Source organism: Oscillatoria sp. FACHB-1407, from assembly GCF_014697545.1.
Lineage (GTDB): Bacteria > Cyanobacteriota > Cyanobacteriia > Elainellales > Elainellaceae > FACHB-1407.
This window is the reverse complement of record NZ_JACJSA010000010.1, coordinates 40,651-58,447: the sequence shown is the minus strand read 5'-3', so window position 1 is coordinate 58,447 and position 17,797 is coordinate 40,651. Positions and strand designations below refer to the sequence as shown.

At 50.0% G+C, this 17,797-nt stretch carries 17 protein-coding genes; 8 read left to right on the top strand and 9 right to left on the bottom strand.

The window, feature by feature from the left end; genetic code table 11:
• Positions 1 to 353: 353 nt before the first annotated feature.
• From apcA to H6G89_RS17440, 3 genes are all read left to right on the top strand, one after another.
• The gene (gene apcA, locus H6G89_RS17450) at positions 354 to 839 is read left to right on the top strand and encodes an allophycocyanin subunit alpha (protein WP_190508636.1); all 486 of its coding nucleotides are present in this window, start codon (positions 354 to 356) and stop codon (positions 837 to 839) included.
• 114 nt (positions 840 to 953) lie between these two features.
• The gene (gene apcB, locus H6G89_RS17445; protein ID WP_190508634.1) at positions 954 to 1,439 is read left to right on the top strand and encodes an allophycocyanin subunit beta; all 486 of its coding nucleotides are present in this window, start codon (positions 954 to 956) and stop codon (positions 1,437 to 1,439) included.
• A 257-nt stretch (positions 1,440 to 1,696) separates the two neighbouring features.
• A complete protein-coding gene (locus H6G89_RS17440) occupies positions 1,697 to 1,900 on the top strand; it encodes a phycobilisome linker polypeptide (RefSeq protein ID WP_190508632.1) in 204 nt (67 codons plus the stop codon).
• Positions 1,901 to 2,203: 303 nt separating this feature from the next.
• On the opposite strand, the gene tatA is transcribed toward H6G89_RS17440, so the two are convergent.
• Together tatA and H6G89_RS17430 are read right to left on the bottom strand one after the other, a co-directional pair.
• Positions 2,204 to 2,383, bottom strand: a complete 180-nt coding sequence (tatA, locus tag H6G89_RS17435; RefSeq protein WP_190508629.1) for a twin-arginine translocase TatA/TatE family subunit — start codon at positions 2,381 to 2,383, stop codon at positions 2,204 to 2,206.
• A gap of 88 nt (positions 2,384 to 2,471) precedes the next feature.
• A complete protein-coding gene (locus H6G89_RS17430; RefSeq protein ID WP_190508626.1) occupies positions 2,472 to 2,858 on the bottom strand; it encodes a hypothetical protein in 387 nt (128 codons plus the stop codon).
• Between the two features lie 70 nt (positions 2,859 to 2,928).
• Between H6G89_RS17430 and H6G89_RS17425 the strand changes: the two genes are divergently transcribed.
• Positions 2,929 to 3,516 (top strand): CDP-alcohol phosphatidyltransferase family protein, encoded by a 588-nt coding sequence (locus H6G89_RS17425; RefSeq protein WP_190508624.1) that lies wholly within the window; start codon positions 2,929 to 2,931, stop codon positions 3,514 to 3,516.
• A 56-nt stretch (positions 3,517 to 3,572) separates the two neighbouring features.
• Here H6G89_RS17425 and H6G89_RS17420 read toward each other — a convergent pair whose 3' ends face one another.
• The 5 genes from H6G89_RS17420 to H6G89_RS17400 all read right to left on the bottom strand — a co-directional run bounded on the left by H6G89_RS17420 (position 3,573) and on the right by H6G89_RS17400 (position 7,406).
• On the bottom strand, positions 3,573 to 4,118 hold the full coding sequence (locus tag H6G89_RS17420; protein ID WP_190508622.1) for a zinc ribbon domain-containing protein: 546 nt from the start codon (positions 4,116 to 4,118) through the stop codon (positions 3,573 to 3,575).
• Between the two features lie 38 nt (positions 4,119 to 4,156).
• A complete protein-coding gene (locus tag H6G89_RS17415; RefSeq protein WP_190508620.1) occupies positions 4,157 to 4,711 on the bottom strand; it encodes a cofactor assembly of complex C subunit B in 555 nt (184 codons plus the stop codon).
• A gap of 232 nt (positions 4,712 to 4,943) precedes the next feature.
• Positions 4,944 to 5,324: a PadR family transcriptional regulator gene (locus H6G89_RS17410; RefSeq protein ID WP_242059998.1), complete on the bottom strand. Its 381-nt coding sequence runs from the start codon at positions 5,322 to 5,324 to the stop codon at positions 4,944 to 4,946.
• A gap of 567 nt (positions 5,325 to 5,891) precedes the next feature.
• On the bottom strand, positions 5,892 to 6,527 hold the full coding sequence (locus H6G89_RS17405; protein ID WP_190509009.1) for a response regulator: 636 nt from the start codon (positions 6,525 to 6,527) through the stop codon (positions 5,892 to 5,894).
• 135 nt (positions 6,528 to 6,662) lie between these two features.
• Positions 6,663 to 7,406, bottom strand: a complete 744-nt coding sequence (locus tag H6G89_RS17400) for a DUF554 domain-containing protein (protein WP_190508618.1) — start codon at positions 7,404 to 7,406, stop codon at positions 6,663 to 6,665.
• A gap of 329 nt (positions 7,407 to 7,735) precedes the next feature.
• On the opposite strand from H6G89_RS17400, the gene H6G89_RS17395 reads away from it, so the two are divergent.
• Together H6G89_RS17395 and H6G89_RS17390 are read left to right on the top strand one after the other, a co-directional pair.
• Positions 7,736 to 8,956 carry an acetamidase/formamidase family protein gene (locus tag H6G89_RS17395; RefSeq protein ID WP_199336780.1) on the top strand — a complete coding sequence of 407 codons (1,221 nt, stop codon included), beginning with the start codon at positions 7,736 to 7,738 and terminating at the stop codon, positions 8,954 to 8,956.
• 475 nt (positions 8,957 to 9,431) lie between these two features.
• Positions 9,432 to 10,412 (top strand): cation diffusion facilitator family transporter, encoded by a 981-nt coding sequence (locus H6G89_RS17390; RefSeq protein ID WP_190508616.1) that lies wholly within the window; start codon positions 9,432 to 9,434, stop codon positions 10,410 to 10,412.
• A 72-nt stretch (positions 10,413 to 10,484) separates the two neighbouring features.
• Here the strand turns inward: H6G89_RS17390 and H6G89_RS17385 are convergent, their stop codons facing one another.
• A complete protein-coding gene (locus tag H6G89_RS17385; protein ID WP_190508614.1) occupies positions 10,485 to 11,510 on the bottom strand; it encodes a long-chain acyl-[acyl-carrier-protein] reductase in 1,026 nt (341 codons plus the stop codon).
• A 340-nt stretch (positions 11,511 to 11,850) separates the two neighbouring features.
• Here H6G89_RS17385 and H6G89_RS17380 point away from each other — a divergent pair, with 340 nt between their 5' ends.
• Positions 11,851 to 13,599, top strand: a complete 1,749-nt coding sequence (locus H6G89_RS17380; protein ID WP_190508612.1) for a dipeptide ABC transporter ATP-binding protein — start codon at positions 11,851 to 11,853, stop codon at positions 13,597 to 13,599.
• A 142-nt stretch (positions 13,600 to 13,741) separates the two neighbouring features.
• Here the strand turns inward: H6G89_RS17380 and H6G89_RS17375 are convergent, their stop codons facing one another.
• On the bottom strand, positions 13,742 to 15,964 hold the full coding sequence (locus H6G89_RS17375) for a transglycosylase SLT domain-containing protein (protein ID WP_190508610.1): 2,223 nt from the start codon (positions 15,962 to 15,964) through the stop codon (positions 13,742 to 13,744).
• A 341-nt stretch (positions 15,965 to 16,305) separates the two neighbouring features.
• Here H6G89_RS17375 and H6G89_RS17370 point away from each other — a divergent pair, with 341 nt between their 5' ends.
• Positions 16,306 to 17,775, top strand: coding sequence for a leucyl aminopeptidase (locus H6G89_RS17370; protein ID WP_190508609.1), 1,470 nt, complete (start codon positions 16,306 to 16,308; stop codon positions 17,773 to 17,775).
• Positions 17,776 to 17,797: the final 22 nt, after the last annotated feature.

Sequence of the window (17,797 nt, the reverse complement as noted above, 5' to 3'; positions counted from 1 at the left end):
AGTGGGAAATAGGGAGTGAGAGTAGGGAATTAGAGAGTGGAGAGTGGGGAATAGGGTGCAAGGAATAGATAAATTCTGAGGGCAATCATTAAGAAGTATTAAAAGGCAACTCAGAATGTGAACGCAATGCCGCAGAATATTTGCGGAAGGTAGCTGAGCCTTAAGACTTGTGTGTTTCCAATAACGCGATCGCGAAGAGGAACCACTCAAGGTAGATTAATTAAGATGGCTCTCTAACTGGCATCAGCATTTTGCCTAATCAGTCCGCTGAAGTTAGAGGTTTAGTCGTTCAGCAACGACGAACGCCAGTTTAAACACATCTGGTTACATTTTCTTTTCGGAGGAATCCATCAATGAGTATTGTCACGAAATCAATCGTGAATGCCGACGCTGAGGCACGTTACCTCAGCCCCGGTGAGTTGGATCGGATTAAGAGCTTTGTCACCTCTGGCGAACGCCGCCTGCGGATTGCTCAAGTTTTGACTGATTCTCGTGAGCGGATCGTCAAGCAAGCAGGTGACCAACTGTTCCAGAAGCGTCCTGACGTTGTTTCTCCTGGTGGAAACGCATACGGCGAAGAAATGACCGCAACTTGCTTGCGTGACTTGGACTACTACCTGCGTCTCATCACTTATGGAGTGGTTGCTGGCGACGTTACTCCTATCGAAGAGATCGGAATTGTCGGCGTGCGTGAAATGTACAACTCTTTGGGCACTCCCATCCCTGCTGTTGCAGAAGGGATTCGCGCCATGAAGAGCGTAGCTACCTCTTTGATGTCTTCTGAAGACGCTTCCGAAGCAGGCTCCTACTTCGACTACGTCATCGGTGCTATGCAGTAAGGCAAGAGAATCGCGTATCGAAGCCAGTTGAGAGTGCTCAACCCTTCATACTCAAATTTCCTCCATGCCTTTCATAACCACGCATAATGACTTGACTTAAGGAAACAAACCATCATGCAAGACGCAATTACTGCTGTTATCAACTCTTCTGACGTTCAGGGTAAATACCTGGATACGGCTTCTTTGGAAAAGCTCAAAGCTTACTTCCAAACTGGTGAACTGCGCGTTCGTGCAGCGACCACCATCAGTGCAAATGCTTCCGCGATCGTTAAAGAAGCGGTTGCTAAGTCCCTGTTGTACTCCGACATCACTCGTCCCGGTGGCAACATGTACACCACTCGTCGCTATGCAGCTTGCATCCGCGACCTCGACTACTACCTCCGTTATGCCACCTATGCCATGTTGGCTGGCGATCCTTCCATCCTGGATGAGCGCGTGCTCAACGGTTTGAAAGAAACCTACAACTCTTTGGGTGTACCCGTTGCTGCAACTGTACAAGCGATTCAAGCTATCAAAGAAGTGACGGCTAGTTTGGTTGGTGCAGACGCTGGTAAGGAAATGGGTGTCTATCTAGACTACATCAGCTCCGGTTTGAGCTAGTTTGAGCTTTAGGTGGTAAGTTTTGAATCCTGGGTGTCAACTCAACTTTCAAAACAAATCACTCAAAACTCTTTTTAAGGTCTGGGTAGTTGGGAATGAGTTTTAGGAAATCAGCAGCTAGATTATCTAGTTTTGATTGTCTAAGATTGATTCTCGACTCCCAGGCTTTGAACCATCAGTCGAATCTATTAATCAGAAATTCTCTTGTGGTTCTTTAGATTCAAGTATTTTCTAGTCTAGTTAGGAGCAGTAAACCCATGAGATTTTTCAAGGTTACGGCTTGCGTTCCCAGCCAAACCCGAATTCGGACTCAGCGGGAATTGCAAAACACCTATTTCACGAAGCTTGTTCCATATGACAACTGGTTTCGGGAACAGCAACGCATCATGAAAATGGGTGGCAAGATTATCAAAGTTGAATTGGCAACGGGTAAACCCGGCACCAATACTGGCTTGCTTTAATCCTTTTCCAAAAATATTTCAACAAAACATAAGTCTTCCGATTTTTGACTACGAACGTTGGACTTTAGACTGTAACGATCGCCCTTCTGGTGTCGCAGCCTAACCTTCAATGTTTAGCCAATGACCGGAAGACTTTTGGGTTTTATACTCACAGCCATCTCAGTTGGAGTAGGGTATTCAACAGGAAAGACGCGATTAATCGCGTCTCTCGCATCCAATGTCCTAATTCAATTGTCAATATAGTTTCTTAAAGAAAAATTTTGTGAGGGCAAAACACCTTGCGCCCCTACCAAAATTCCTGAATCAGCCTTGACGATCGATGTCCTGTTCATCGGCATCTTCTGTGGGGTTGCTCATTTCTTCTTTAAAGCCTCGCAGGGTTTTGCCAAGCGCACTGCCCAGTTCCGGGATTTTTTTAGGTCCGAAAATAATCAACGCCACAATTACGATGATGCTTACTTCGGGCCAACCTAAGCCAAACATGGGAGTCTCCTGTGAATCAAATCAGTCGTTCTAAAGTCACATTTTGGCTGTTTCTTTGCCTGCCAAAACACGATGTGTACCTCTTATCCTACTCTGATGCCTGGCCATCCCGACGACCCAGTTCATAAACACCTGCCCCGATGCTCATAACAATGCCCAGGCTAATTGACCAACTGCGCCCTAAGCTAACTTCAATGCCGTAATAAAACAGCCAACCTACAAAAAGAAACGGTACGATGCTTAGCAATGAGGCATAGAAGGCATTTAGGGATTCCCTCGCTTTTCGGGTGCGCTCAAATTCTTCGGATGAGGTGTAGAGAAACCGTTCTGCAAAGTTGAACCAGCGGTTGAGTTGCTCCATCACCCACTCACTAACGGGAAAAAAGCCAAGATAGAGAGCCAGTGACCAGAGGGCGATTCCCGCCAGGGTTGTGGCATCGACATGGATGACAAAGGTCAGGAAGTCGCTGAACATGGGCAGGCTCCGCTAAAGCTAACTTTAATGATTGTAAATGATTGTATACAGCTCTTCAGATTTTCGCTAAATGACTCGTTTTATTCCCGCTGGGTTAGTTATGCTGCGGTTTGCGATCGCCCCTCTGCTTCTCTGGGATGCGAGCGATCGTCAGGTTACGGGCTGGTTTATTGCTGGATATGTGATTGCCGTATTGTCTGACATTTTTGATGGCATCATTGCCCGACGATTAAAGGTGAGCACGGCTCAACTGCGTCAGGCTGACGGTTGGGCAGATGTCTGCCTTTACACCTGTGTAGCGGCGAGTGCCTGGTTGGTTTATCCGGAGGTCGTCATCGCCTTTCGTCTACCCCTGATCGCCTTGCTGGTGGCACAAGTCACCCTGTATGCCTTTTGTGTTGTGAAGTATGGCAAAGCCCCTAGCTATCACACCTACACCGCCAAAGCCTGGGGACTGGGGTTATTTGTCGCAGCGATCGCCCTATTTGGGTTTGGTCAAGGAGTCTGGTTGTGGTTGGCGATCGGGCTGGGTCTGGTCAACAGCATCGAAGAGATCATCATGACCCTGGTTCTACCCACCTGGCACCACGACGTGTTGAGCCTGAAACATGCTCTGGATTTGCAAAATAGGGACAAAAGTGTAGCAGTAAAGGAGTGAAAGGGGGATAGGGTGATAGAGTACTTCCCTACTCCTCATGCTCTATTCTCGACTCCCTACTCTCCTAGTGCTTGACCGCAGGAGGAACAAAAGCGATCGCCCACTTTCAACGCACTGCCGCACTGAGGACAAAAGCGTTTTCCCGTTGCCGGTTGAGACGGTTCCCCCATTTTCAATTCCATATTGCCCATCCGCATTTGCATCGGGTTCATCTGCATTTCCATATCACCCATTCGTAACGGTTGCATAGGCTGCATGGGTTGCATGGGTTGCATGGGCGGCATCGGGTTGGCGGGAGCCCCCTCAGTTCGTTGTAGGGGCAAAATTTCAGCGGATGTTAATACAGGTGGTTTAGCCAATACCTGCAACTGTGTTCCTTGTAAGGCAATAAAGGTTTGTCCTTGAGATGATTCCACTCGCAGCACGAAGCCCACCGGAGTTTGAAACAGGGTAGGAGGGGCTGTCCAAGGGCCTGTAACAATGTGGCTACTTTGGCTCTGTTGCTGCCCAATGCTATTGCGGCTAAGGGTGATCAGTGTGTCTGTACCCTGACAGTCTACGTGGAGTAAATGTCCACTTCCCAAGTCACATAGGTAAGCCATTTTGAATTCGCATCTTTTGGGGAGGATGAGTCAAGCGGTCACTCATCCAATGGTTGTAACTTTAGAGACTGCTCAAGCTCTGCGAGTTCATCGCGATGACCAATGACAGTGATCAGCCGTTGAGACGCACTTTGCATCGCTCCAGTCGGAGATAGATTTTGAATGGTTTCAACTTGCAGACGAACTTGCTCTGGACGAGCCGACTTTTTCCAATAAAACACCCCTGCGGCTGGAGCAAGCAGCACCAACAGGAGAAACCAATTGCCACCACCGGGCACTAAAAACGACAGCACCAGGGACAAACAAAGGATACCGATCGCCGCTAACACGGTTAAAAAAATCGCCAGAAACACACTGGGGCGCACCAGACCTTCAAATGTGATCTGATTTTGCGCTGCATCAACTGCTGCAATTCGGTAGGCTCTTTCTTTGAAATAACGTTCTAACTGCTCTAGCAATGACGTTTCCGGCTGATCACTGACGAGTTTGCTGACTTGAATGCGGTCTTTGGTTGATGCCCGAATAAAAAACATCAACCCGATCGCCAGCAGCACTGTGAGTAGAGCAGTTGAGGAAAGGACAGGAGTAACCATATAACCAAGGACAATTGGCAGATAAGGAGTGCAGGTCAAGCTCAGATGAAGCATTAACATCTAAACAACATTCTCCAAAAACCCTATCGAGCTTCTGGAGATAGTGGAATTGAGATGTGCTTAGCGGAAGTGGGCAACGTTCATCCTACTACTAAAGTAGCAAGATGAAGGCTGCCCACTTTACGAGCATTGCCGTATCACAGTAGATGGCATTCATCGCATGAACACTGAATTAGTGTTGCGGGGTTGGAGTCTGACGCGATGCGTAACCATGCCATAGGCGGGCAAGCTCTTGAGCTTTCTGCTGCCACTCAGGGGTAACTTGATACATCCGTCTAGGACGCCCTCTACCTTCGACTTTTTTCCAATAACCTGTAATTGCAGCAGCATCCTCCAGAAATTTGAGAGCACTGTACAAAACCGTATCGGAGAGACGATAGGTTGGGTACTCGTTCTCTAACAACTGAATTAGCTCTGTGCCGTAGGAATCTTTACGGAGCAGGACATCAAGTACATAACAGACTGCCAATTCTTTGTTGAGATAGAACGGAGGTGGGTTCCGAAAGAATTGGTAGATATCTTCAAACGTTGTCATAGCGTCAAGCGTCTTCATAAGGATATGTCCAACCAATACGTTGGTCTAAATTGGGCAGATAATCGCCTCGCAAACGTAGGCCTGATAATATTGGGGGCGAATTTTTTACCTTGTAACGCACACAATCGGGGGCAACATCTGCGTTACGGAAGGGAAACACAATCAGGGGGCAGGGAAATACAACTTGTTTGAATTGAGCTTGAATTAAGCTCTTAACTGGGAGTTTTAGTTGTTTTGATGTTGATAGCAGTAAGCAGATTAGATGGACTGCTATTGATTGAGTTTTGATCTGCTACCAATTGTTCTGAAATCAACACATCTTAACAAAAGAGAGCGAAATTATCCTTAGCGAAAAGTGGGATTGGTGTCCACAGAATAATAATCATTCTAGTCACTTAATCTGGTTTCTGGGTCAGGTTTCAGAAGGATTTTCGCTGAACTTATGGATATAGATCTATAAACTTCTTATGAATCTTTAAACATACCTGAGTGAAAGTATGAAAAACATGATGAATCCATGCAATCAACCTCTACCAAAAGAGGGAGGTAGAGAAATGTAAATTGCAGTAGTCAACCTGTTCTTTCTTAGACTAACCCTGCTCTTAAAGCGACGACTGCTGCCTGAACGCGATCGTCTACTGCAAGTTTATTCATAATGCCGCGAACATGGGTTTTTACTGTGTTAGGGCTGAGGTAAAGTGCAGCTGCAATTTCCGGATTGCTATGTCCCTCAACCATCAATTTAAGCACCTCTAATTCGCGTTGTGAAAGTTGCCCAACCGTTACTGATTCTTCATTAGGTGCGGGTGATTTGAGGTGATCCATGACTCGACGGGCAACCTGTGGGTCTAGATAACTGGCTCCTTCTTGGGCGGCCGCGATCGCAGTCAGCAGGCGATCGACACTAGTGCCCTTGACACAATACGCATCGGCACCACTCGACAAGGCTCCAATCACTTCATTCTCAGTGGTGTGAGAGGTCAACATCACCACGCGCACCTCTGGCAAAGCGGTTTTGATCTGTTGGGTGGCTGCAATGCCGTCCAGGCGCGGCAAACCAATATCCATCACAATGACATCTGGTTTGAGCTTGAGAGCCGCCTCAACCGCCAGATAGCCATCATCAGCCCGTCCTACAACCGTCATTCCAGGTTGACTGGAGAGAGACTGCTCTAGACCCAGTTGCATCATTGGGTCATCTTCTACAATCAGAATCCGCATTGGGGATGCGTCAGAAGACATGGTCATCACAGTACTCCTACTTCACCGTTGGAAAGAATCTATCGCTACAGCATAGATTCATCTATTTTTATTCATTTGTAATCTTAGTAAACCGCCTCTCTAGCAAGCGATCAACTAAGTCAGCCACTCTATAAGGCTATGAACGATTGGAGCTAACAGGAGAGCGGGTAAAAATGAGGCAACTCTAACCTTTGCAATTTCCAAAAGATTTAACGATAACCCCACAATCATCAACCCGCCTACGCCCGTGACCAACATTACTAAAGGGGAGGTTGCCGGATCTGGCAGGGCTTGAGCCAGTAGACCTGCTGCCAGGGAGATTCCACCTTGATAAAGCAGGATACTAAGAGCCGAAAAGCCGACCCCCATCCCATAGCCACTCGTCAGAGCGATCGCCGCGAGTCCATCCATTGAGGCTTTGAGAACCAGCAAACGGCTATCTCCCACCAGTCCGTTGTTGAGGCTGCCGATCAGGGCGAGCGGTCCCACACAAAATAGTAAACTGGCAGCGACAAATCCCTCAGTAAATTTGCCTTTTCCTTTAAAGCGGGTTTTGAGCCAATCCCCGATCGCCTCTAGAGCTTTTTCGAGTTGGCACCACTCTCCAAGCAATCCCCCTACGACGAGCACCAGCAATCCTAAGATCACCCCATCGACCACCCCTGCCCGTCCTTCGTTCAAGCTGTTAGCCAGACTCAAGCCTACAAACAGGGTGATCAAGCCGAGTGCCTGAGTGATGATTTGCTGCATCCGTAGCGGTAAACGTCCGCCCAATCCGACTCCCACCAGGGTTCCTAAGATAATGGTAGCTACATTAATCCAGGTGCCACTGGTTCTTGCCCAAAAATCAAGTGTCATGCCTTAACTGCCTGAGTACATCGTTCACTCAGGGTTGATTACCCTGACTATTGTGACGAATTGCTGGCTCAGTGGCTTCACCCAGTTGGAGTTGGTCGTTGTAGATTCAACCCGACACATTGGTACTAGCCCAAAGCAGGAATTTTTAGAATCAGTCGCCAGTACCCAAGCAATCAGAGGGCAAAGTTTCTATGTCTAAAGATAGAGATCTGCTCTTAAACGGTGTACCGAGCCATACAGATGTAATTCGCACTACAAATAGCCTCCAGGAAAGACAGTTCACTAATGTCCAGCATTGATTCAGTGGCGTTGCAGGAGGCTGGTAACCGTTGAAATACTTTGAGCAGAATAAATTAGGGCGCGTTTTGCTAACACTCATTACATCCCTTCAGAGCACACTCCAAGTCTGGGGGCGATCGCTTCAACCCAAGTCTCGAAAGCGCAAGATATGGCTGGTGCTAACAGGGGCGATCGCCACGTCCCTGGTGTTGATAGGTTGGTCATTCTGGTTCTCTCCGGCACATGCCAGTGGTCGTACGTATCGTGTGCTGTCGGTGCCCGGAAACGTGATTTGGGGGGAATTGTTTAAGCCAGACAGTCCACCGATTCTAAGAGTGCAATCGGGCGATCGCCTGATTATGAATACGGTGTCTCATGAGGGCATCTTGCCTGATCAGGGCGATACCACTGAATTTCTGACAGCGGGTGGTATCAAACGTGAAGATATTTTGCCTGATCAGATACGAGTCAAAGCAGAAGTGCCTAAGTCGGGTCCGGGTCCACACGTGATCACAGGTCCAATCTATGTGGAGGGCGCAGAACCCGGTGACGTACTCGAAATTAAAACGCTGGCATTGAATTATCGATCGCCCTATGGTGTCATTTCTAACCGCCACGGTCGCGGCTCCCTGCCAGGGGAGTATCCCGAAAACAACGCGCCGATCTACACCAAAGTGATTCCCATTGAACGCAGCCGGGATGTCGGGATCTTTAAACCGAGTAACGGCTTGCCCGACTTAGAGATTCCGCTAAAACCCTTTATGGGGCTGATGGGCATTGTGCCTGCCAATGTTGAAGAGGCGGTTAACTCAGTTCCTCCTGGAAATTATGGTGGCAATGTCGATATCAAAGATCTGGGTGTTGGCAGCAGCTTATATTTGCCTGTTCAAGTGCCCGGTGCGCTCTTTTACGCGGGTGATCCGCATTGTGCCCAGGGTAATGGCGAAGTGGCTCTAACTGCGATCGAGTGTTCGTTAACCCCAACCTTTGAGTTAGTCCTTCATAAAGACATGACGCTCGACACTCCGATGGGCGAAATCGAGGATGCCTGGATTGCCATCGGGCTCGATCGCGACCTGGATGAGGCAATGAAGAAATCGGTGCGCGAATACCTGCGAATTGTCAACGAGAAGTATGGGCTAACGAAACCCGATGCATTGCTCTATGCAAGTGCGGCGATCGACTTTGAAGTGTCTCAGGTCGTCGATATCGTCAAGGGTATTCATACCTTGATTCCCAAGGAGAGTTTTAAAGCACTCCAGGCAGAGTAAGGGTGATGGAGTAATGGGGTATTAAATTAACCTGATACCGATTTAAACAGTTTTATGGGCAAATCAGCGTTGGGGAGGGGTTTGGCACTGCCAAACCCGTACAAGCATTCGTCGCCTTCACAATTCAAATTGGTCTGAGTTCGGGATAAGGATCTTGGCGGTTGAAACCGCAGCTACAGGAACAAAACCGACCTGCGTCGGTTCAGCAAACCCTTGATTTTTCTGAGTCTGCGAAGGCGGATTTGGTTCTGATAGCCGCGAATTGATTCGCCAATGCTTAACCCGAGATGACGTTAAATTACTCCCCTACTCCCCCTCTCCCACTCCCTCCCTCTCACAGACGCGATAAATCGCACCTCTTCCCTTTGATCCTTCATCCTTTATCGTTTATCCTTTCCTCCTTCCTCCCCTACTCCCTTCCTTTAGGGTTAATCTGGTGTTTGACGATTTATTGCTCGTGCCTTCTGGTGCCGTAATGCATTATCATTCCGCTGATTGTCATCCGGGTTGTAACCATACCCATGCTGTGAACGCCTCTGATCCCAGTAAGGCTCGGCTTCTGCTGACTGCCTTGCTGTTGATTGGCGGATTTGCGATCGCCGAACTGATTGTCGGTTTCACAAGCCACAGTCTGGCACTGGTGGCCGAAGCAGGCCACATGGTGTCTGATTGTTTGGCACTGGGGTTAGCTCTGGTCGCAACCTGGCTAGCTCGCTTGCCTGTCTCAGATCGGGCACCGTTTGGTTATCGACGGGTCGAGATTCTAGCTGCCCTGGCAAATGGTATTGGGTTAGTGGCGATCGCCCTGTGGATTGGTTGGGAGGCTATGACCCGACTGCAAGCCCCGGAAGTTGAGATTCTGGGAATGCCGATGCTAATTACGGCGGCGGTGGGTCTGGGTATTAATAGCCTGAATGCTTTTCTACTGCACGATCACAGTCACCACGATCTGAACTTGCGCGGCGCATTTCTGCATATGGTTGCCGATGCGATTAGCTCGGTGGGGGTGCTGCTCGCGGCGATCGCTATCTGGGCATGGCAATGGAATTGGGCAGATGGCGCGATTAGCTTGCTCGTAGCGGTGTTCGTGGTCGTTGGTGCAATTCCGCTAATTCGCCAAAGTTTGGATATTTTGTTAGAAAAAACGCCGAGCCATCTCGATTTAGCTCAAATCCAAACGCACATTGAGCAAATGGAAGGGGTGAAGGAAGTGAACACCTTACGAGCATGGGCGATCGCCCCTGGACAAGAGTTGCTGATGGCTCAGTTAACGGTTGAGAGCACCGATGGACAAGAGCGCGATCGCCTCTTATTTCACATTCAAGAGACGTTGCAACGAGAGTTCAATCTTTCAGAAGTAATGTTACAGATGGCGAATCCGTTGCGAATCAAACCGCTCAATCTGTCTAACCCACCTGCTCTACCAATCTTAGAAACCGTCAATAAAACAGAGTAGGCGTGAAGCATTTGCATGAACACCCTTTGCCTTCTGCCAGAGCTTTTCACTGCAAATGCTTCATCCTGCCAATTAGGCGACCGTTAACAGCGGTTGGAATCCATGTTTGATGGAAGCCTGTCCAATCAAATCCATCTTGTCGAGTGTGATCTGGTTGCGTCCCCAGGAGAAGTTGGTGTAGAGCTTCTCAAACTCCAACAACATAGACTCCGCAAAGCAAGCAAACAGTTGACGAGCGGGGACATCCATATTGACAATCTTCATGATTTTCCAGTCGATGTCGAGGGAGTGTTCCACGATACCCCCATTCAGCACATGCACTCCTGGATGTTTGATCATTGTTGCCAAGTTTTTGGGATACCCTCCATCAATCATGAGACAGGGTTGCTTCAAAGTGGTTGGGTCAATCTCAACCCCTTTGGGCATACTGGCAACCCAAACCACAATATCGGCTTGAGGTAACGCTTCTTCAAGGCTCATAATTTTGCCCCGACCGAGTTCGCCCTGCAACGCTTGCAGTCGTTCCTGGTTGCGCGCGATCAACAGCAATTCAGCTACATCCGTACGGGCATCCAGCCAACGGCACACCGCACTGCCGATATCGCCTGTCGCCCCACAGACCGCAACGGTTGCTTTAGCGAGATCAATGCCCAGCTTCGGCGCGACCTGCTCGACCTGACGGCAAATGATGTAAGCGGTGTGGGTATTGCCTGTTGTAAACCGTTCAAACTCTAGCTTGATATTGCGAACCTGTTGGATCTGCTCCAGATTGAAATTCTCGAAGATGATGGAGGAGAACCCGCCCAGAGCGGTAATGTCGATGCCATGCTTCTGAGCATGAGCCATGGCGTTGATAATTTTGCGGGTAGCGGCTTTGATGCGTCGGGTGGCTAGCATTTCTGGTAAAAAGCAGGACTCGACGTATCGCCCTTCAATTTGTTGACCAGTCGCACTGGTTACTTTGATCGTGTCTACGATTTGAGGTGGAGCACTACACCAGAAGTCTAACCCCTGGTCAGCATATTCTGGATAACCTAACTCTCTAGCAACGGATTGAGCGTGTTCTAAACTTGTGAGATGACCAATTAGACCAAACATGGACAGCTATAAGCCTGCAAATGGTGGAAATTAGGGAAATTTGAGTCAAAAGAGACCAATCCCTTCACGATACTCCATAAGATTATCAGTTGCAGGGGCACTTAGTTGTTGCATCCTTAACCGTGCCTTAAGTGACAAAATAGACCGTTGCGATCGCTAAAAGTAATGAACTACACAATTTAAGACAGAGGTGCTTGATATAACGAGCTAGACGTTCCCGATTTCTGAGAGCATGTTGATGAGGGCAAGGTGGAGATTGAGTAGTGGAATATAACCTGCTATATGATGTCTACTTTGCTCTTCTACCTCGTTTGCTCCTTTGCGATGGAACTCAGTGGCAATGACCAGTGCCCTATTTTGTATTGACCAGTTGCGAGTCGCTTACCCTCAACGCAGCGGTTCCTCTGCTCTGGCTGAATCTTCTGACCCAAACTCGTTGCCTGCGCCCCCGACCCGTTGGGCTGTCAACAATGTTTCCCTAACGCTGAACCCCGGTGAGCGGTTGGGGTTGGTCGGGGAGTCGGGTTGTGGCAAGTCCACGCTCGGACGGGCGGCAATGCGGTTGTTGCCTCGTTCCACGCAGATTGAAGGACGAGTGTTGTTTGACGGGCGATCGGTGTTGGATTTTAACCCAACCGAGTTGCGCCAGTTTCGGGGTGAAGCCGTAGCGTTGGTGTTTCAAGACCCGATGACTCGTCTCGACCCGTTGATGACCATTGGAGAGCATTGCGTTGAGACCCTGCTGGCACATGAACCCAACTTGTCACGCCAAGCGGCTAAAGAACGGGCGATCGCCACGTTAGAAGCGGTCAAAATTCCTGCCAGTCGCTGGTCACAATATCCCCATGAGTTTAGCGGCGGAATGCGGCAACGGGTGGCGATCGCTCTAGCTCTGTTGCTAAATCCCCGGTTGATCGTGGCAGATGAGCCAACCACCAGTCTGGATGTGACGGTTTCCGCGCAAATTTTGCGAGAGTTAACCCGTCTGTGCAAAGAGCGCAACATGGCATTGTTGCTGATCTCTCACGACTTAGCTCTCGTGGGGGAGTATTGCGATCGCATTGCGGTGATGTACGACGGTAATCTGGTCGAGGAGGGCAAGACCCAAACCGTTCTGTCTCAGCCTCAGCACCCCTACACGCGATCGCTCCTCGAAGCTGCCCTCCACATTCACGCTGACTCCAGTTCATCCCAAACCCCTCCATCCCCTCCATCTGGTAGCAACGGGACTGTTCCCCAAACTCCCTTACTGCGCCTGGAGAATTTGCAAAAGCATTACACCCTGGAGCAAAATTTCGTGGCTCGTTTGATCACCAAGCAAGCCAATAGCGTCATCAAAGCGGTAGATGGAGTCAGCCTTGACCTCTATCAAGGTGAGATTTTGGGCTTGGTCGGGGAGTCGGGCTGTGGCAAAAGCACCCTCTCTCGCACGATTCTGCATCTGATTCGCCCCACGGCTGGACAGGTCGAGTTTTTAGGGAACAACCTGACTCGCCTCTCGCCTTCTGCACTGCGGGAACAGCGACGGCAGATGCAAATGGTGTTTCAAGACCCCCACGCCTGCCTCAACCCAGCAATGACCGTTGGGCAGAGCATCGCTGACCCTTTGCTGATCCATCATTTAGCCGACGCGATCGCCGCTAAAAAGCAAGTCGAAGCTATGTTAGAGCGAGTTGGCTTAACCCCCGTTGACGACTATTACCACCGCTATCCGAGTGACTTGTCTGGCGGGCAACAACAACGTGTGGCAATCGCCCGTGCGCTGATTACCCGTCCCAAACTGCTGATCTGCGATGAACCCGTCAGTATGCTCGATGCCAGCGTTCAGGCTCAGGTGTTGAACCTGATGCTGGATCTGAAGCGAGAATTTGACCTGACCTACCTCTTTATCACCCACGATCTCTGGGTCGCAAGGTTCCTGTGCGATCGCATTGCCGTCATGAAAGCGGGTCAAATTGTGGAACTGGGAGACACGGAAACTATCTTCACCCAACCCCAACATCCCTACACGCAAACCCTTTTGCAAGCGGCTCCCCTGTTGTCGGTGCTGCAAACGAAGCAAGGACAAATGGAAAGGATAAACGATTAAGGATGAAGGATAAAAAGGGGGTCAACGTTGAGGTGCGTTACGCTGACGCTAACTGCACCCTACAAATTTGATTCTTGTTTCATCCTTTATCCTTTATCCTTTATCCTTCTTTTCTCTTCTTTTTTCTCTCTTCTCTCTTTCCTTACGGCATCTGTCCCACCATTTCAACGTGATTGGGTGAATAGCGAGCCAATTGTTGTGAAACCTCTGGGTTGTAGAGCCGCAGGTAGTTCCAATAGTTACCAAACACCGACTCCACATATCCCTTCGTTTCGGGAAAGGGAATCTGTTCTACGAAAATATCGGGGTCACTGAAACCAAAACGGGCAATCCAATCGGCGACATTCCCCGGCCCCGCATTGTAGCTGGCGACTGCAAACAGAGAGTTATCGCTGTATTCCTCATGGGTGTAGTCGAGGAACCAGGTGCCAAAGCGGATGTTGTCATCCGGGTTATCCAGGTTGTAGTTAGGAAATTCGGTGGTTTCCGAGATCCACACGCCCGTATCGGGCATCACTTGCATTAGCCCGATCGCCCCTACTACAGAACGGATATTCGGTTCAAAGCGCGACTCTTGTCGAATCAACGCTGTCACTAACAACGGGTTGAGTTGTCGCTCTTTTGACCAGTTCTGAATCGGTTGCGAATAAAGGAAGGGATACAACGCTTGCCAGTAAAAAGGTTGCTGCTTCAACGCTTTGTATTGCGATCGCTCCTCTGGTGTTTCCCGATTGGCGAGACTGGACACCATAAAGATGCCTTCCAGATGGTCGCCTACCCCCAGGCGCAATACCCCATCTGTAAACTGTTCTGCTACGGTGGGGGTCATGCGGTTTTGAAACTCCACCTGCCACACCGACCAGGTGTCCTGATTCTGTCCCAGGCGATAGAGTTCCTGCAACAACTCAGAGCCAGCGGGTAGGGTTGGGCGTTGGGTGGGAGTAATGACTTCGGGCACTTTGGCACGGACGCTGGTGAAGTCTCCCACATTGTCCCAGCCCAAATAGACTGCCGATCGCCACGCATAGTAAGAGTCGGGGTAGTGGGTCAGGACATATTCAAACGCTGCCTGAGCTTCGGGTTGCCCGGATTGGTGTGCCCACTTACCCAACCAGAAAGCGGCTTCTGGGGCATATTCACTGTCAGGGTTATCCTTCACCAGTTGTCGGGCTAACTCCCAGGCTCCCCGCAGATCTCCGGCTTCCATGCGTTGCTCTGCCAGCGTCCAGCGCAGTTCTGCTGCCGCATCTGAGGAACTGTACTGGGTTAACAGGGATTGTCGAGCTTGACTGGCGGACTCGGCACTGCCCAGAGCATCCAATGCCTTTGCCCGCTCCAATAATGCTTCGGGAGCGCGATCGGGAAAACGGCTAATGATCTGGTCGGTGTAACTCAGTGCCTCCTGCGGTTCCACCAGACGAGACAAACGCAGCAACCCTAACCCTGTCTCTGGTGCATCAGGAAACTGTTGGATCAAAACCCTATAGGCGGCGATCGCATCCTGAGTTCGATCACCCAACCAGGCTCCCCGACCGACGCGATACAGCCCCAAAGGGGTAGCTGGGGCTTTGGCATAGGCATCACTGGCACTGCTATATCGCTGAAGTTCCCAGTAACCAAAGGCGATCGCTTCCCAATCCTGGGGGGGCAGGGTGGATGCATACTCATTCACCAGGCGATCGAGGGCAGCTTCTCCATCGTTTAAATGCAACCCGTATCGAGCTAACAACAGCAGCAATTGGGGTTGATTGGGGTTTTGAGCCAGTCGCTCCTGCGCCAGAGCGATCGCTCGACCATGTGCCGGAAATTGAGTCAGAAGTTGCTCCAACGCCTGAGCATCGGTTTGACCAAGGGCATACAACGCCTCAGCAGCAAAGGGGCTATCTGGAAACTGCTGCAACAAGGCTTGCCACGTCGCAGTGGCTTGTTCGGGTTGAGCACTTGCCGTGTACGCCTGCGCTCGTTTTGCCAGCACTGCCGGAGCTAACACCGGGTAGTCCTGCTCTAACCCCTCCAGCAGAGGCAGAGCCGCACCACCTCGGTTTTGATTGATTAGATCCATCGCCAACAGATAACGTGCTCGATACTGATCCGTTGATGAAGCCTGAGTGGCGATCGCCTCTAACTGAGCCGCCCGTTCTGCTGGGGAGAGTGACACCAACGACAACACCACGGACGATTCTGACGATTCTGAAGCTTGGCTAAACTCATTCGAAGGTTCATTGGGTTGAATCCACTGACCTACAATCGGCAGCCGACTAATCCAAGTTGGGTAAAGCGCAGCCGCAGTCGCACCTCCCAATGCCAATGCCAATACACCTGCACCAGCCGTTATGAGTAAAGTCCGTTTCGGTTGCTTGAGCATGTTAATCAACAGTGGAGAGTAGGGAATGGGGAATGGGGAGTAGGGAATGAGGATGGGTCTGGTCTAACCGTCTCAATCGCATTCTCCTGCGACTATCTCGATCGCATTCTAAGGGTTATGGATTGAACGAGGTGCAATTTTTGCGGAGGGGTTTGGCACTGTCAAACCCGTACAGACAGGAAATTGCCCAGGTTATTTAATTCACGTTTCTAATAGTTGATGTTAACCATCGTAGTCACTCCCTTTCCTCCTCCCCATTCCCTCTGTTAAATGCTAAACCAAGGGTTAAAGAATTGAGCAATACTGGGTAGATATAGAAGGATATATCGGTAATTGTAGTCATGGATTTTCGAGGCACAGATACACCACGGGTCAATTGGACAGGCGATTGTTTGGTTGTTGGATTGTTTGAAGATGCGATCGAGTTAACGGGCGATTTAGCCGAGCTAGACCAAACCCTATCAGGTACGCTACAAGAACTGATTAACGAGTTTGAGTTTAAAGGCAAAGCTGAAAGCACGGCTGTGACCAGAGTTGGTGCAAATAGCCCTATTCGTAAAATTGCTGTTGTGGGGTTGGGTAAGTCTGATGCTCTGACCCTGGAGACATTGCGACGAGCAACTGCGGCGGCAGTGCGTCTGGTGAAGCGTGAAAAATGCAAAACTGTTGGCATTAGCTTCCCTGCCTGGAACAATGATCCGGCTCAAACGGTGCAGGCGATCGCAGAAGGTTTAGAACTAACTCTGCACAATGACCATCGCTTCAAGTCAGATGATGACAAAACCTTTGAGATTCAACAAGTGGAATTACTGGGTTTCCCAGGACAGGAGGATGCGATTAATCGTGCCCGTCAGATTAGCCTGGGGGTCATCCTGGCACGCGAGCTAGTCTCTGCCCCTGCCAACATCGTTACCCCCATCACCATGGCAGAAACCGCAGAGGCGATCGCCCGTGAGTATGCTCTGGAGTTAGAGATCCTGGAGCAGGAAGATTGCGAGAAACTCGGCATGGGAGCCTTTTTGGGTGTGGCAAAAGCCTCTGAGTTACCCCCCAAATTTATCCATCTCACCTATCGCCCGCAGGGCACACCGCGTCGCAAATTGGCGATCGTCGGTAAAGGGCTCACCTTTGATAGCGGTGGGTTAAATATCAAACCCACGGGTAGCGGTATCGAGATGATGAAAACCGATATGGGGGGAGCCGCTGCAACTTTGGGAGCCGCTAAAGCCGTTGGTTCCCTCAAACCCGATGTCGAAGTTCACTTTATCAGTGCGGTGACAGAGAACATGATTAGCGGTCGTGCCATGCATCCCGGTGACATTCTCACCGCTTCCAATGGCAAAACCATCGAAATCAACAACACGGATGCCGAAGGACGGCTGACCCTGGCGGATGCCCTGGTGTTTGCGGAGAAGTTAGGGGTTGATGCCATTGTCGATCTGGCAACGCTAACCGGAGCGTGTGTCATTGCCCTGGGAGATGATATTGCTGGCTTGTGGAGCACCAGTCAGGCGATCGCCACTGAGTTTTTGGAAGCCGCGAAGCAGTCAGGCGAGAAATTCTGGCAGATGCCGATGGAGGAGAAATATTTTGACGGACTAAAGTCGGTCGTTGCAGATATGAAAAACACGGGTCCCCGTCCCGGTGGAGCCATTACCGCGAGCCTCTTCCTCAAACAATTTGTCAAAGAAACGCCCTGGGTACACCTCGACATTGCGGGTCCCGTTTGGGCAGATAAGGACAATGGTTACAACAATGCGGGGGGAACGGGGTTTGCAGTGCGAACCCTGGTCAACTGGGTGTTGACTTGAGGGGTTGTTCAACCCTCAACGC